The organism is Rhodococcus daqingensis (genome assembly GCF_042665615.1).
Lineage (GTDB): Bacteria > Actinomycetota > Actinomycetes > Mycobacteriales > Mycobacteriaceae > Rhodococcus_G > Rhodococcus_G daqingensis.
Map to the genome: position 1 here is coordinate 287,830 of NZ_JBHTCS010000017.1, position 14,455 is coordinate 302,284.

The following is a 14,455-nucleotide window of genomic DNA, read 5'->3' on the forward strand; positions in this document are numbered from 1 at the left end:
CCCGTTCGTGGTCAAGGCGGCCCCTTCGGCGCCTTCGCGAGCGCGGACACCTCCTCCCGTAGGTTGACATCGGATCCGCCGGCGCGGTCGAGCACCTGGGCAGCGGCCACCACCCCCGCGGTCGCACGGCGCGTGGACACCGACGATTCATCGGTGGACACGACCGCTGTCTCGACGCCGACGGCGCCCAGCGAGTCCAGCGCGTGCGCGAGTCTGCGGCGCGACCGGCCGCCACCGTCTGCCGCGATGGCCGTCAGGGGCACCCCGGCGGAAACCGCCGCACGGGCAGCGATCAGCACCGCACGGTTGCCGCTCGCCGATTCGTCGGCGTACACCAACACCCCGCCACCGCTGGACAGCGCCACCGCCGCCGTGGCACCGGTTCGCGACTGCGTGGAATGCAGCCAATCCGCGACGTTCACGTAGCGGTGTTCGGACACCACGAGAACCGTCACCGCGTCGAACGCGAGAAGTGCGTCGCGCCTGCGCATGGCCCACTCCTCGCTGACCACAACAACTTCCGCCGACGATGCCTCGGCAAGCCGGCACAGATCGGCCCCCTCGTCCGAACTGAACCGGCACATCACCCTGATCGGTGCCGCGCGGCCGTCCGCGGTGGCCGCGTACTCCTCCAACTCCTCGACTGCCTGGGCCATACCCGCGAGGTCGGGCAGCAGCAGGCCGGTCCCGATCTCGAGACCGGTCGGCCCCGAGTTCGCCGCAGGCAGGAAGCGGGAGAGCAGCAGCTCGGCCGGCTGCCGCCCCGCCGTCGCGACGTCGGCCGCCCTCGTCATGCGTTCGGTCCCCGGCCCCGGGGGTCCGTCGAGGTTGATCAGGACGCGGTAGGTCCGCGCGGACCCGAAGCTCGCCTTGGCGGCCGCGGCGATATCCCGCTCGATCGCCCTGTCCGGGTACACCAACCGCAGCAGCGGCTCGGTCAGCGCCGTCGTGATGAGGGCCATCAGCACCATCATCGTGAACAGCTCACCGTCGAGGACCCCGAGCTCGCGACCGATCGACAGGATGACGAGCTCGGTGAGGCCGCGGGTGTTCATCAACACCGCGATGGCCGCACCCTGTTGCACGGGCATCCGCTGCAGCCGCGCCCCACCGAACGCACCGACGAACTTGCCTCCGATCGCGACCGCCAGGATGAGCAGCAGCTGCCACCAACCGGATCCGGTCAGACCGGCGATGTCCACGCCGAAACCCGTGACGACGAAGAAGATCGGCAGCAGCAACAGCACGCTGATCTGTTCGAGACGCTCGAGGATCTCGCGGGTGAAGTCCTGCGCGTTCTCGCGCGGGAGGACGGCGCCGAACACGAACGCACCGAAGATCGCGTGGATCCCGATCTCCTCGGTGATGTACGCGGACACGAGAACGCCCACGAGGACGACGGCCAGAATGTCCGGCGTCAGCCGCCCCGCCTTGCGGTACCACCCGAGCAGTCGCACCAGCAGCGGGCGGACGACTCCGAACATCACCGCCGCGAACACCGCGGTGAACGCGACGATACGGACCACCTCGAGGGGGCTTCCGCCCTTGACCACCGCCACCACGAACGCCAGCAGCGTCCAGGCCAGCACGTCGTCCACCGCCGCGCAGGCGAGGGCCAGGACGCCGACGGTCGTCCGGTGCATCCCGCGATCGGCCAGGATGCGTGCGAGCACAGGGAAGGCGGTGATCGACATCGCCACACCCATGAACAGCATGAGCGCGAGCAGTGACACCTGTTCGCCGTCGACTTCGCCGTGCAGTGGGTGCAGAATCAGGGTCGACGCCGCGCCCAGCGAGAACGGAACGACGATCGAGGCCAGCGAGATGCTCCCGGCGACCCGTTCCCGTCCCCGGATGAGCGCGACGTCGAGCTCGAGCCCGACGATGAACATGAACAGCACCAGGCCGAGCTGCGCGAGCACCTTCAGATAGGGCACGACGTCAGGGGGAAAGAGCTGACCGTCCAGATCGCCGGGCAGCGCGCCGAGCAGGCTCGGGCCGAGCGCGATGCCGGCAACTATCTCACCGACGACCGCGGGCTGTCCAAGTGCCCGCGCAGCCCGGCCGAACAGTCGTGCCACCACCATGATCACGGCGATGTCGATCAGGACGAACGCGAAGATCTCGGCGGCGCTGTGCCCCACGTTCTAAGTTCACCACGACGGCCGCGTCAACTCCATCGTCAGCCGACCCGGTAGGACCGAGGACAAGTCGATGCCCGACCGACAGAACGCGAGTATCCCGGCCGCGATCGCCGACTACCGAATCGTCACCCTGCTCGGCGAGGGCAATCACGGTTGTTTCTATCTGGCCGAGGCGCCCGCACGGTTGGGGCTTTCGACGGACCTGGTCGCCGTGAAGGTGTTCGCCGGGCAGTACAGCGAGGATGCGTATCGCCGCGGGGTCCGCGAGCTGCGCGCGTTCGCGGCGGTTCATTCGCCGCTGTTCGTCCGGATCTACGACGCGGCGCTCGAGGCGGACACGTTCTTGTACGCGATGGAGTACTTTCCGCTCGGTTCGCTGGGATCCCCTGCCCAGCAGATGCCTCGCGGCGACATCCTCCGTGCACTCGAGGATGCCGCCCGCGCAGTGCACGCGTTGCACGAGGCCGGTAGCACGCACGGAGACATCAAACCGGCCAACATCATGGTCGATGAGCACGGCGGGAAGCTGTCCGACCTCGGGCTGGCCAGGGTGCTGAACGCGGGAACCCGGCTGACCGGCATGGCGCCCGCCACCTCCGTCGAATACATCGACCCCGAATTGCTGTTCGGCGGCGCGCCGTCGCGGTCGACCGACATCTGGGCCCTCGGCGCGACGATCAACCGCGCCCTCACCGGCGACGGTTTGTACGGCGAACTGCCACTCGACCAACCGATGCTCGCCATCCGGGCGGTGCAGTCCTGCCGGCCGCGGATCTCGCCTTCGCTCGAGGCCGACGAGGCGGCACTGGTCGAGTCCTGCCTCGCGCCCCTGGAATCCAGGCCACCGACCGCCGAGGCGGTTGCGGATCGGATTGCCGCGCTACGGAATCGGTAGCGTGCCTGCGTTCAGCCGCCGGCGCCGCGATTCACGGGCAGGCCTGCCCGGACCCACTCCGGAAAGCCGTCTTCCAGGCGCGCCGACCGGCGACCGGCCCGTCGTAACGCACGCACCGCGTCGTCGGCGTACACGCAGAACGGACCGCGACAGTACGCAACGACGACGGTGTCGGTCGGGAGCTCGCCGAAATGCTGCGCCAGGTTGTCCAGGGGCATCGACACGGCCCCGGGGATGTGGCCTGCCTCGTACTCGGCGCGTGGCCGAACATCGATGACGATGACGTCGCCGTCGCCCAGCCGCCGGGTCAGCTCCGCCCGCGACACCGTCGTCAACTGGCTCCGATCGCCGAGGTACTCGGCTGCGAGTCGCTCGACGTCAGCGACCTGCGCCGCGGCGACGTCACGCACCGACGCCCACAACTCGCCGACCTTCGCGTCCGCCAGCGCGTAGTGGACGCGATTTCCGTCCCGACGCGGCCGCACCAGGCCCGCCCGCAGCAGGTGCTGCAGGTGCTGCGAGGTGTTCGCGACCGTCTGCTCGATCTCGGTCGCGATCTGCTCCACCGACCGTTCGCCCTGGGTGAGCACGTCGACGATTTCCGCGCGCCGTCCGTTCCCGAGCGCCTTGGCCACCGACGCCAGCCCATCGAACAACGCCGCCTTCGCCGCGCGACCAGCCATCTCTACCTCGAATCGTCTATTCAAGCGAACTATTGACAAGCATACCGGCAGCGGCGAATACTTCAATTGTTCGCTTGAATATCGAGGAAGGGCCGCACGGCGTCACTGGCGTCTCGTTACGCGCCCACAAGGATTGACCATGACACTCACCATCGGCGACACCGCCCCCGACTTCACCGCCCACACCACCGAAGGCACGATCGGCTTCCACGACTGGATCGGCGATCACTGGGCCGTCCTGTTCTCCCACCCTCGCGATTTCACCCCGGTCTGCACGACCGAACTCGGCTACATGGCCAAGATCAAGCCCGACTTCGACGCCCGGGACGTCAAGATCATCGGGCTGTCCGTGGACCCGCTCGACAACCACACCAAGTGGGCCGACGACATCGCCGATACCCAAGGCACTGCCCCGAACTATCCGCTGATCGCCGACACCGACTACACCGTCTCCAAGGCCTACGGCATGCTGCCCGCCGACACGCACGGCGACCCCACCGAACGCACCCCCGCGGAGAACGCCACTCTCCGCAACGTGTTCGTCATCGGTCCCGACAAAAGGATCAAACTCGTGCTCGTCTACCCGATGACCACCGGCCGCAACTTCGACGAAGTCCTCCGCGTCATCGACTCGCTGCAACTCACCGCAAACCACCGCCTCGCCACCCCAGCCCAGTGGCAGCAGGGAGACGACGTGATCATCGCCGGGTCCGTCTCCGACGACGAGGCCCGCCAGCTCTACCCCGGTGGCTGGCAGGCTCCCCGCCCCTACATCCGTATCGTCGCCAGCCCCGAGACCGGCGCCGCACACTGAGGAGCGTGCAATGACCACCCCCGACACAGCCACCGAGACGTCGGGCCAACTGCGGCTCGGGAGCGCCCTGATGACCGCGGCCGCCCTCGGCTTCGTCGGCTACGCGGTGATCTTCCTCGTCCGCAACTTCACCGGCGCATTCGTCGAGCTCGGGATCGGGCCAGGTGAGATCGCCGTGGATCGCGACCAGATCCGGGCCTTCAACGAAGACCTCTATCACTACATCGGGCATCTGCACATCGCAGTGGCCGGATTCATCGCCGCGGCCGGACTGGCCACGGCGGCGCTGTCCTGGTTCGGCGTGCGCCGCGGGCAGTGGTGGGCGTACGTCACCGCCGTGGCGACGCCAGTCGTCGGGCTGGCGGTCGCGCTGCCTGCGCACTATCCGTACGACTTCGACACCCTCGGCCACCTCGGGCTCATCTACCTCGCCACGGCAGTATTCGTTGCCGGCGCGGCTGTGGCGCTGCGGCCGTTGCTCAGTACCAGATGACGGCCACACCGATGACGGTGCGAGATGACCTCCACGCCCACTACTGACGAACTTGCCGAACGCCTGTTCAGCGCCGTTGTGGACACCCTCGAAGTCGCGTCGGTGCACCTCGGCGCGCGGCTCGGGTTCTATCGTGCGCTCGCCGACGCGGGCGACGCCACAGCCGGCGAGCTCGCCGCCCGAACCGGGACCGTGTCGCGGTGCGTTCGCGAATGGCTCGAACAGCAGGCGGTGGCCGGCCTGCTGTCCGTCGACGAACCGGATGCTCCCGCGGACCTGCGCCGCTACCGTATCCCCACCGCACATCTTCCGGTCCTCGTCGACCAGGACGACCTCCGCTATCTCACACCGCTGGCATCGCTCGCAATCGGCGTCGTGAAGCCGGACGACGCCATCGTGCACGCATTCCGAACCGGCACCGGAGTGCCGTACGAGGCATACCAGGTCCACACGGAGATCGGCGCGATCAACCGTCCCCAGTTCGTCAATCTCGTCACCGACTGGCTTGGCTCCGTCCCCGAGATCGACCTCCGCCTCCGACGACCCGACGCACGGGTCGCCGACATCGCCTGCGGCACAGCCTGGTCGAGCATCGCCATCGCCCAGGCGTATCCGGAGACGACGATCGACGCGCTCGACGTGGACGCGGCGTCGATCCAGGCCGCGCTGGCCAACGTCGCCGCGACCGGCCTCACCGACCGAGTGCGCCCGATTGTGCAGGACGCCGCGAATCCGGACCTGCCCGGACCCTACGATCTGGTGACCATTTTCGAGGCACTGCACGACATGAGCCACCCGGTCGAAGCCCTACGCGCCGCCCGCGCCAGCCTCGCCGACGGCGGCAGCGTCCTCGTCGCCGACGAGCGGGTCGCCGAACGGTTCACCGCACCCTGCGACGAGATCGAAAGGCTCAACTACGGATGGAGCATCCTGCACTGCCTACTGGTCGGCATGACCGATCCGGGCAGCGCCGCCACGGGAACCGTGATCCGGCCCGCCACCGTATGCGACTACGCCGCGCAAGCCGGTTTCACCCGAACCGACATCCTGACGATCGAGCACGAATTCTGGCGGTTCTACCGACTTGTGCCGTAGGTCGACGCGTCGGGCGCGACTCAGGACCCCAGGTACCACCCGTACGGGCTGGGGATCGCACCCGCCGCGGTCAACGGGGCGTAATGACGGCCGTACAGGGCGGCGACGAGGTCGCGACGGCTGGAGATCTCCGCCTTCGCCAGGATCGACTTCACGTGGTCCTGCACCGTGTAGGCCGAGATGAACAGCGCCTTCGCGATCGCGTCGGTCGAGGCGCCCCGCAGCACCAGCTCGGTGACCTCGCGCTCGCGCGGCGTCAGCCCGTATGCGCGCACCAGCACATCGGACAGGTGGTTCTCGGTCGCGGCCTCGAGGATTACGGCAACCCGGCCCGAGCCCGACAGCACCGAGCCGTGGACCAGGATCCAGCCGCCGCCCCGGCGGGCGAGGCGGGCGTGCGCTGGCCGGTCGCTCGCGCCGTCGGCCGCCGACCGGGCCACCGCGGCGACGGCGCGGAAAACGCTGGGAACCGTTGCCGCCTCGGCGATCTCGGCGAGCCAGCGCTCGGCCTGCGGGGTGACCTCACCGAGCGTGCCGTCCGGTTCGACGATCGCGATGCCCGGCGAGGCCACCGCGTCGACCGCCCGATCCGCGGCGGTGTGCAGCATCGCGCGACGCAGCCCGTCCGCGATCAGCGGGGCGATCTGCGCGATCATCGCCGCGTCGGCCGGGGTGAACGTGGCGCCACCCATGCGGTAGCCGACCAGGGTGCCCCAGCAGCTCGATCCGTCGAGGAAGGCGGCACGGATCTCGTCGGTGACGCCGATCGGTTCGAGGATCGTCCGCCAGCGCGCCGACCGGTCGAGCCGGCCGTCCGTCGCGGCGTGCAGCGTGGCGACCGGCGGGGTCGACCGGGCCAGCGCGGCAAAGGAGTTCACGTCGGGGACGCGGAACTCGCTGTCGAAGAGCCTGGCCTCGGCGTCGTGGTCCTCGGCGCGCCCACTCAGCACGCAGCTGGTGAACAGCAGCGTCGCCGGATCGGTGGTCGACCAGGCAGCCACGTCCCAGTACACGAACCCGCGGACCACCTCGTCGAGCCGCTCGCGCAATTCGTCGAGGCCGAGGCCCCCGTGCGTCAGTCGCACCACCTCACGCGCCAGCCGGTCACCCTGGGATTGACTCACGAGCGCAGGTTAGTCGGCCGCACCCGGCGGGCGAATCCCAGATAGCGGGGATGGCGTCGGGCCCGGCCGCGCCCGACGCTGAGTCCATGACGAACACAGCACCCACCGCACCCCACACCACCGACGCGCAGGACCGGAACATCGAGACCATGCGGCGCATCTACGCCGAGATCTTCGGCGACGGCCGGCTGGAACTGATCGACGAACTGTTCGACCCGAACCTGATCAACCACACCGCGCCGGAACCGCACCGGCACGGCACCGCCCCCATCAAGGCGCTGGTGGCGATGCTCCGGTCGGCGTTCCCCGACGGCCGGACCGACTTCGAGGACTTCGTCGCGTCCGGCGACGTGGTGGTGGGCCGCAACTGGTATGCCGGCACCCACCTCGGCGAGTTCATGGGCAATGCCCCGACGGGGCGCGGCTTCCGGTTCCGTCAGATGCATTGGATGCGGTTCTCGCCGGAGGGACGGGTCGTCGAGCACTGGGGACTGCGAGACGACGTCACGCACCTGCAGCAGCTCGGCATCCTCTCCTGAGGTTTCGTCAGAACAGGTCGTGGTCGCGTCGGCGCACCCGGCGCGTCCGCCACCGGTACTGCCACGAAAAACCCGGCCACACCGAGTGATTCGTGCCACGGCCGTCGACATACCAGCTCGAGCACCCGCCGGTGCTCCAGACCGCGGTCGCGAGCCGCGCGTGCAGGTCGTCATGAAAGGCGTCCTGCACATCTCGTCGCACATCCAGTGCCCTCGCACCCTCGCGATCGACCAGATCCATCGCCCTGAGCGCGTACCTGACCTGCGCCTCGATCATGTACACGACCGAGTTGTGGCCGAGGCCGGTGTTCGGTCCGGTCAGGAAGAACGCGTTGGGAAACCCGGAGACCGATATTCCGAGGTGCGTCCTGATCCCGTCCCGCTGCCATCGCTCCTGCAGGGTGACGCCGCCGCGCCCGACGAGGGGCAGCCGCGCCAGCGACCCCGCGACCCGGAAGCCGGTGGCGTAGACGATGACGTCCACCGGCCGTAGCACCCCGCCATCGGTGACGATCCCCTCCGGCCGGATCTCGGCGATCGGCTCGGAGATCACCTCGGTGCTCGGCCGGGCGAGCGCCGGATAGTAGGTGTTGGACCGCAGGATCCGCTTGCAGCCGATCCGGTAGTCCGGGGTGAGCACCTCCCGCAGCCGGGGCTCCGAGACCTGGCGCCGCAGATGCCGTCTCGCCCGCCGTTCCAGGGGCCGGGTCAGCGCGGGATGCCCGTTGAGCCCGGCGGCCAGCGTCTCGTTGCCCCAGTAGGTGCCCCATCGGGCGACGCGTTGGGCGAATGACCCCCGCGCTCGAGGGAGCCACTCACGACTCGGCAGCACCCACGGCGGGGTGCGCTGATACACCTGCACGGACCGGGCCTTCCCCACCACCTCGGGCACCAATTGGACCGCACTGGCTCCGGTTCCGATGACCGCCACCCTCTTGCCCGAGAGGTCGACGCTGTGGTCCCACCGCGAGGAGTGGAAGGCCGTGCCCTCGAAGGTGGTGGCGCCGGGGACCTTCGGTGTCTTGGGCAGGTGAAGCGCACCCGTTCCGGCGACCAGGAACTGCGCCACGTACTCCTCGCCGGCGGTGGTGACCAAGTGCCACCGACCGCCTGCCTCATCCCAGCGGGCGCTCGCGACCTCGACACCGAACTCGATCTTGCCGCGGACGCCGTACTTCTCGCTCGCTCGCCGCAGGTAGCGCAGGATCTCCGGTTGCCGCGCCCGGACACCGTCCCAGTCGCCGCGCTCGAAGGAGTACGAGTACAGGGCGGAGGGCACATCGCAGGCGCACCCGGGGTAGGTGTTCTCCCGCCAGGTCCCGCCGACCTCGCCCGCCTTCTCCAGCACGATGAAATCGCCGCGGCCCTCCCGCGCCAATCCCATCGCCATGCCGAGCCCCGCGAAACCGGCACCGATCACGAGGACCCGGGTATGCCGTACCGTCGCGACCCCGATCGGGGCCGCCGCTGCCTGTGTCACCGAATCTCCCTCCAACTTGAACAGTGTTCAAGTTGGAGGGGCGTCCGCGCAAATCGGGCCCTCACCGGCCCCTAGCGGAAACGGCGCAATCGCAGGCTGTTCGCCACCACGAACACCGAGGACAACGCCATCGCGGCACCGGCGATCATCGGATTCAGCAGCCCGAGCGCGGCCAGCGGGATGGCCGCGACGTTGTACGCGAACGCCCAGAACAGGTTGGCCCTGATGGTGCCGAGGGTGGCGCGCGAGAGCCGGATCGCCTGCGGGACCGAGCACAGGTCACCGCGCACCAGGGTCAGGTCGCTCGCCTCGATCGCGGCGTCGGTACCGGTCCCCATCGCCAGCCCCACGTCCGCGGCGGCGAGCGCCGCCGCGTCGTTCACGCCGTCGCCGACCATCGCGACGACGGCGCCCTCGCGCTGCAACCGCGCCACATGCGCCACCTTGTCCGCCGGCAGGACCTCCGCGATCACCCGGTCGATGCCGACGCTTTCCGCCACGGCCCGGCCGACCTCGGTTCGGTCCCCGGTCAACAGCACGGGGGTCATCCCGAGCGCCCGGATCTGCGCGATCGCCTCCGCACTGGTGGGTTTGACGGCATCGGTGACCGTGATGGCACCGCGGATCTCGCCGTCCCAGGCCACCGCGACGGTGGTGCGCCCGGCCGCGAACGCCGGGCGGAGCTCGGCGGGGACCGGGCCGTGCGGCCGCCCGACGCTGACCCGGATCCCGTCCACGAGTCCGACGACGCCGAGGCCGGGGCGGTTCTCGAACTCCGTCACCGAATGCCCGGAGCCGCCCGCGGCCGCGATGGCCCTGGCCACCGGGTGCTCCGACGCGCCCTCGACGGCGGCGGCCAGCGCCAGCACGCGATCGGCGTCCTGCCCGCGCGCCGGGACCACCTCGTCGAACGCCATCCGCCCGGTCGTGACGGTGCCCGTCTTGTCCAGCATCACGGTGTCGATCCGCTTGGTCTGCTCGAGCACCTCGGGCCCCCGGATCAGGATGCCGAGCTGGGCCCCGCGTCCCGTGCCCACGAGAAGCGCGGTCGGCGTCGCCAACCCGAGCGCGCAGGGGCAGGCCACGATGAGCACCGCCACCGCGGCGGTGAACGCCTCCGTCGCGGCGTGCCCGGTGACCAACCAGCCCGCCAGCGTCACCGCCGCGATCACCAGCACCACCGGCACGAACACCGCGGACACCCGGTCCGCGAGCCGCGCCACGGCGGCCTTGCCGCTCTGCGCCTCGGTGACGAGCGCGGCGATGTGGGCCAGCTGGGTGTCCGCGCCGATCCTCTCGGCCCTCACCACGAGCCGGCCGTCGGTGTTCACGGTGCCGCCGACGACGGCGTCGCCCGCGGACACCTCGACCGGCACCGACTCGCCGGTGAGCATCGACGCGTCGACCGCGGCGGCGCCCGACAGCACGCATCCGTCGGTGGCGATCTTCTCCCCCGGCCGCACCACGAACCGGTCCCCGACCTGTAGCCCGCTCACCGGGATCCGTCGCTCGGCGCCGTCGCGCAGCACCGCGACGTCCTTGGCACCGACCTCGATCAGCGCCCGAAGTGCCGCGCCCGCACGGCGTTTGGCCCGCGACTCCGCGTACCGGCCCGCGAGCAGGAATACGGTGACCGCGGCGGAGACCTCGAGATAGATCTGCCCCGACGGGTCGTGCGCACCCAACCGGAGGGTGAACTCGTGGGCCATCCCGATGTGCCCCGCGGTGCCGAACACCAACGCCCACACCGACCATCCGTACGCGGCGAGGGTGCCGAGCGAGACGAGGGTGTCCATCGTCGAGCTGCCGTGGCGGGCGTTCGTCAGCGCCGCACGGTGGAACGGGTAACCGCCCCAGAACACCACCAGGGTGGTCAGCGCGAGCGCGATCCACTGCCAGCGGTCGAACTGCAGGGCCGGGACCATCGACAGCGCGACGACCGGCACGGCGGCGAGGGCGGACACCGCCAGGCGGGTGCCGAGCCCGTCGGGTGCCGCGCCCGCTCCCGGCGGCGTCGGCTCGCCCCGCCCCGCCGCGGCCGACACCGTCGCGGTGTACCCCGCGGACTCGACCGCGGCGACCAACTCGGTGGGTTCCACCCCCGCCGGGTAGCGCACATGCGCCCGCTCGGTGGCGAAGTTGACGGTCGCGCTGACCCCCGCGATCTTCGCCAACTTCCGTTCGATCCGGTTCGCGCAGGACGCACAGGTCATCCCGCCGAGTTCGAGGTCGAGTTCGCGCTCCGCGACGCCTACGGGAGCGGGAGATCCTCCAGCGGCGGTCATGGCGCCAGCTCGTAGCCCGCCTCTTCGACCGCCTCAGCGACGGCCTTCGGGTCGAGCTCGGTCTCACTCGTCACGCGGACCGCCCCGGTTGCCAGGTCGACCTGCACGTCGGTGACCCCGGCGATGGCGCTGACCTCCTCGGTGACCGAGGCGACGCAATGCCCGCAGGTCATGCCCGTGACCGTGTACGTGGTCTGCATCTGCGCGTCCCCTAGGACCGGACGAGGCGGGCGATCGCGTCCGACGCCTCTTTGACCTTGGCGTCGGCCTCGGGGCCGCCCTTCTTGGCCGCCTCGACCACGCAGTGCGCAAGGTGCTCGTCGAGCAACTTGATCGAGACCGACTGCAGCGCCTTCGTCGCCGCCGACACCTGGGTCAGGATGTCGATGCAGTACCGGTCGTCGTCGACCATGCGGGAGATGCCCGCGACCTGTCCCTCGATGCGACGAAGGCGCTTGAGGAGGTCGTCCTTCTGCGGGGAGTATCCGTTCATGGCACCATGATACCCGGTATGGGTATCCATCCGCCAGGCGCGCTCCCCGTCCACCTGGGCCGAACGAGCGGGGTCCGGCGCCCGATCAGTGTGGGGACCGCCTTGGCCCGTTGGTGTTCAGGAACACGACGGGACCGGCGCCGAGCCTGCCCGCCGCGTTGAGCGCGAGCACCGCCGCCATCGCCTTGGCCGTGTAGACGGGCTCGAGGCCGAGACCGGCGCGCTTGTCGGCGAGGGCAAGGGCGGTATCGCCCCGGTCGGTGGGGTGACCGTAGCCGTCGCCGAGCTGGTCGCGCACCAGCACCAGGTCATCGGCGGCGAGCGTGAGCTCGGGCAGTCGGGCGCCGCGGGCGCGGAGCAGTCGTTCGGTGCGTCGGGCCGAGCGCAGCAGGGTGGTCGTGTCGAGCCGTAGCTGGTCGTTGACCACCACCCCGACGACGCGGGTGGACAGTCCGGCGAGCCGGAGGCCGAGCAGTAGTCCGGCCGCGGTGCCACCCGATCCGATCGCGGTGACGACGTGCGTCGGCTCGGGGACGATCCCCGCCGCCACCTGGTCGGCCAGTTCCAGCGCGGCCTCCACGTAGCCGAGGGTCCCGACGGCGGATGAGCCCCCCGCGGGCAGGAGGTACGGCAGCCGGGCGCCGGTGGCATGCCAGGCCAGCAACAGCGGGACGGCGGCGATCGTGCGTGCCTTCGTCCGGGTGAAGTGCAGCGTGGCACCACTGTGTTCGAGGCGTTGGAGCTGCGCGCGGACATGGTCGTCGACCGGCTGGTCGACGAGTGCGATCGCGGTGTCGAGCCCGTGTTCGCGCCCGTACAGGGAGGTCGCCAGGCCCCAGTTCGTGCCGAGCCCGCCGACGGTGAGAATGGTGCGCCGGCCTCGACGCCGCACGTCGGGAATGAGCCATTCGAGTTTGCGAACCTTGTTGCCGCCCCAGCCGCCGTCGCCGTACTCGCCCTCGTCCTTGACCCAGATCTCGGCCGGACCGTTGGTGAGGCCGGGCGCAGGCCGCAGCGACGTCGGGCCCGAGCCGAGACGGAGGAACGGAACCGTGTCGCGGAGCTCGCCGAACCGGTCGTGTAGCAATGCCACCGTCACGCCCCCAACACGCGCTCGATGTAGGGGTTGGTGAAACGCCGATGCGGATCCAGTCGGTCGCGCACTGCGGCGAACCGATCCCAGTGCGGGAAGTGCGGGCGCAGATCGTCGGCGGCGCGGAAATGGCGCTTGCCCCAGTGCGGTCGGCCGCCGTACTCGAGCAGCACCCGCTCCATGGCACGGAAGTACGGCTCCCATTCCATCCCCTCGAACTGGTGCACGGCGATGTAGCAGGTTTCGCGGCCCCCTGCCGGGCTGAGGAAGGCGTCGTCGGGGGCGACGAACCGTACCTCCAGCGGCACCGGCACATCGAAGCGCGGGTCCTCCGCAACGGCGAGGAGTCGCCGCACGGCCTGTGCGGCACCCGTGGCGGGGATCGCATATTCCAGCTCCGTGATGGGGACGAGCCGCGGGGTCGCGAAGACCCGGTACGAGCGGTCGATGCGGTGTGTCGTCCCGGACTGGCTCGTGCACAGCCGGTTGATCGCCGGGATCCACCGGGGGCGTGCGCGTCCCACCCGGCAGGCGGCCCAGAAGGCGTAGTTCGTCATCGCGACGTCGTGGAGCCACTCCCGGTGCTTCGGCAGCGGCCGCGGATCCGCCGTCGTGCGGTTCCAGGTCTTGGTCATCGCGTGCCGGGTGTGCGGGAAGACGAAGAAGCCGAAATGATCGTTCTTGTCGGCGAGTTCGCCGAGATTGTCGAGGACGTCATCGAGCGGTTCGAGCGTGTCGATGCCCTCCAGCGTGAACGCGGGCACCGCCTGCAGCGTCACCGCGCTGACCACACCGAGCGCGCCGATGCTCACCCGCGCGGCGCGGTAGGTCTCCGGGTCGCTGTCCGCATCGACCTCGATCGCGGTGCCGTCGGCGAGGGTCAGCTCGATCGAACGCAGGCTCGTCGACAGATTGGGGAGCCGGATGCCCGCGCCGTGGGTGCCCGTCGCGGTCGCGCCCGCGATCGACTGCACGTCGATGTCTCCGAGGTTCGCGAAGGCGAGGCCCTGCTCCCACATCGCGGCGCTCAGCGCGCCGAGCGAGATTCCCGCCTCGCACCGGACCAGCCCGGACGCAGGATCGATGTCGAGCACCCTGTTCATCCGGTCCAGTGTGACCAGCACCCCGTCGGTCAGTACACCGTCGTTGAACGAATGGCCGGAGCCCGCGACCCGCACCCTGTCACCGGCGCGACCCGCCCGACCGATCGCCTCCGCGAGTTCGTCCCGGCTCGCAGGCCGCTCGATCGATCGCGGCCGACACACCTGGTCGCCCGCGAAGTTCGTCCACGTCATCTCACCCATGAGAAGTGACGCT

At 70.0% G+C, this 14,455-nt stretch carries 14 protein-coding genes; 5 read left to right on the top strand and 9 right to left on the bottom strand.

The annotated features are described in order from the left end of the window. Window positions 1-11 precede the first annotated feature (11 nt). A complete protein-coding gene (locus tag ACFQS9_RS15495; RefSeq protein WP_378406154.1) occupies window positions 12-2,144 on the bottom strand; it encodes a cation:proton antiporter in 2,133 nt (710 codons plus the stop codon). A 70-nt stretch (window positions 2,145-2,214) separates the two neighbouring features. Between ACFQS9_RS15495 and ACFQS9_RS15500 the strand changes: the two genes are divergently transcribed. Further along, on the top strand, window positions 2,215-3,039 hold the full coding sequence (locus ACFQS9_RS15500; RefSeq protein WP_378406156.1) for a serine/threonine-protein kinase: 825 nt from the start codon (window positions 2,215-2,217) through the stop codon (window positions 3,037-3,039). 11 nt (window positions 3,040-3,050) lie between these two features. Here the strand turns inward: ACFQS9_RS15500 and ACFQS9_RS15505 are convergent, their stop codons facing one another. After that, window positions 3,051-3,722 (bottom strand): ArsR/SmtB family transcription factor, encoded by a 672-nt coding sequence (locus ACFQS9_RS15505; protein ID WP_378406158.1) that lies wholly within the window; start codon window positions 3,720-3,722, stop codon window positions 3,051-3,053. 139 nt (window positions 3,723-3,861) lie between these two features. Between ACFQS9_RS15505 and ACFQS9_RS15510 the strand changes: the two genes are divergently transcribed. From ACFQS9_RS15510 to ACFQS9_RS15520, 3 genes are read left to right on the top strand one after another with little or no spacing between them, the layout of a single operon-like run. Next, on the top strand, window positions 3,862-4,536 hold the full coding sequence (locus tag ACFQS9_RS15510; RefSeq protein WP_378406160.1) for a peroxiredoxin: 675 nt from the start codon (window positions 3,862-3,864) through the stop codon (window positions 4,534-4,536). Between the two features lie 10 nt (window positions 4,537-4,546). After that, complete coding sequence (locus ACFQS9_RS15515; protein ID WP_378406161.1) at window positions 4,547-5,029, top strand: hypothetical protein; 483 nt, start codon at window positions 4,547-4,549, stop codon at window positions 5,027-5,029. Between the two features lie 24 nt (window positions 5,030-5,053). After that, window positions 5,054-6,124 (top strand): SAM-dependent methyltransferase, encoded by a 1,071-nt coding sequence (locus ACFQS9_RS15520; RefSeq protein WP_378406163.1) that lies wholly within the window; start codon window positions 5,054-5,056, stop codon window positions 6,122-6,124. Between the two features lie 20 nt (window positions 6,125-6,144). On the opposite strand, the gene ACFQS9_RS15525 is transcribed toward ACFQS9_RS15520, so the two are convergent. Continuing rightward, the gene (locus ACFQS9_RS15525; RefSeq protein WP_378406165.1) at window positions 6,145-7,248 is read right to left on the bottom strand and encodes a helix-turn-helix transcriptional regulator; all 1,104 of its coding nucleotides are present in this window, start codon (window positions 7,246-7,248) and stop codon (window positions 6,145-6,147) included. An 86-nt stretch (window positions 7,249-7,334) separates the two neighbouring features. Here ACFQS9_RS15525 and ACFQS9_RS15530 point away from each other — a divergent pair, with 86 nt between their 5' ends. Then, window positions 7,335-7,787, top strand: coding sequence for an ester cyclase (locus tag ACFQS9_RS15530; RefSeq protein WP_378406167.1), 453 nt, complete (start codon window positions 7,335-7,337; stop codon window positions 7,785-7,787). 7 nt (window positions 7,788-7,794) lie between these two features. Here ACFQS9_RS15530 and ACFQS9_RS15535 read toward each other — a convergent pair whose 3' ends face one another. The 6 genes from ACFQS9_RS15535 to ACFQS9_RS15560 all read right to left on the bottom strand — a co-directional run bounded on the left by ACFQS9_RS15535 (window position 7,795) and on the right by ACFQS9_RS15560 (window position 14,442). After that, on the bottom strand, window positions 7,795-9,267 hold the full coding sequence (locus tag ACFQS9_RS15535; RefSeq protein ID WP_378406169.1) for a flavin-containing monooxygenase: 1,473 nt from the start codon (window positions 9,265-9,267) through the stop codon (window positions 7,795-7,797). Between the two features lie 71 nt (window positions 9,268-9,338). Further along, entirely contained in the window at window positions 9,339-11,552 is a 2,214-nt protein-coding gene (locus ACFQS9_RS15540; protein WP_378406171.1) for a heavy metal translocating P-type ATPase, read from the bottom strand. Further along, complete coding sequence (locus tag ACFQS9_RS15545; protein ID WP_378406173.1) at window positions 11,549-11,752, bottom strand: heavy-metal-associated domain-containing protein; 204 nt, start codon at window positions 11,750-11,752, stop codon at window positions 11,549-11,551. Before ACFQS9_RS15545 ends, ACFQS9_RS15540 begins: the two co-directional genes overlap by 4 nt. Before the next feature lie 11 nt (window positions 11,753-11,763). Continuing rightward, window positions 11,764-12,045, bottom strand: a complete 282-nt coding sequence (locus tag ACFQS9_RS15550; protein WP_378406175.1) for a metal-sensitive transcriptional regulator — start codon at window positions 12,043-12,045, stop codon at window positions 11,764-11,766. An 85-nt stretch (window positions 12,046-12,130) separates the two neighbouring features. After that, window positions 12,131-13,138, bottom strand: coding sequence for a 1-aminocyclopropane-1-carboxylate deaminase/D-cysteine desulfhydrase (locus ACFQS9_RS15555; protein WP_378406177.1), 1,008 nt, complete (start codon window positions 13,136-13,138; stop codon window positions 12,131-12,133). A 2-nt stretch (window positions 13,139-13,140) separates the two neighbouring features. Further along, a complete protein-coding gene (locus tag ACFQS9_RS15560; RefSeq protein ID WP_378406179.1) occupies window positions 13,141-14,442 on the bottom strand; it encodes a D-arabinono-1,4-lactone oxidase in 1,302 nt (433 codons plus the stop codon). Window positions 14,443-14,455: the final 13 nt, after the last annotated feature.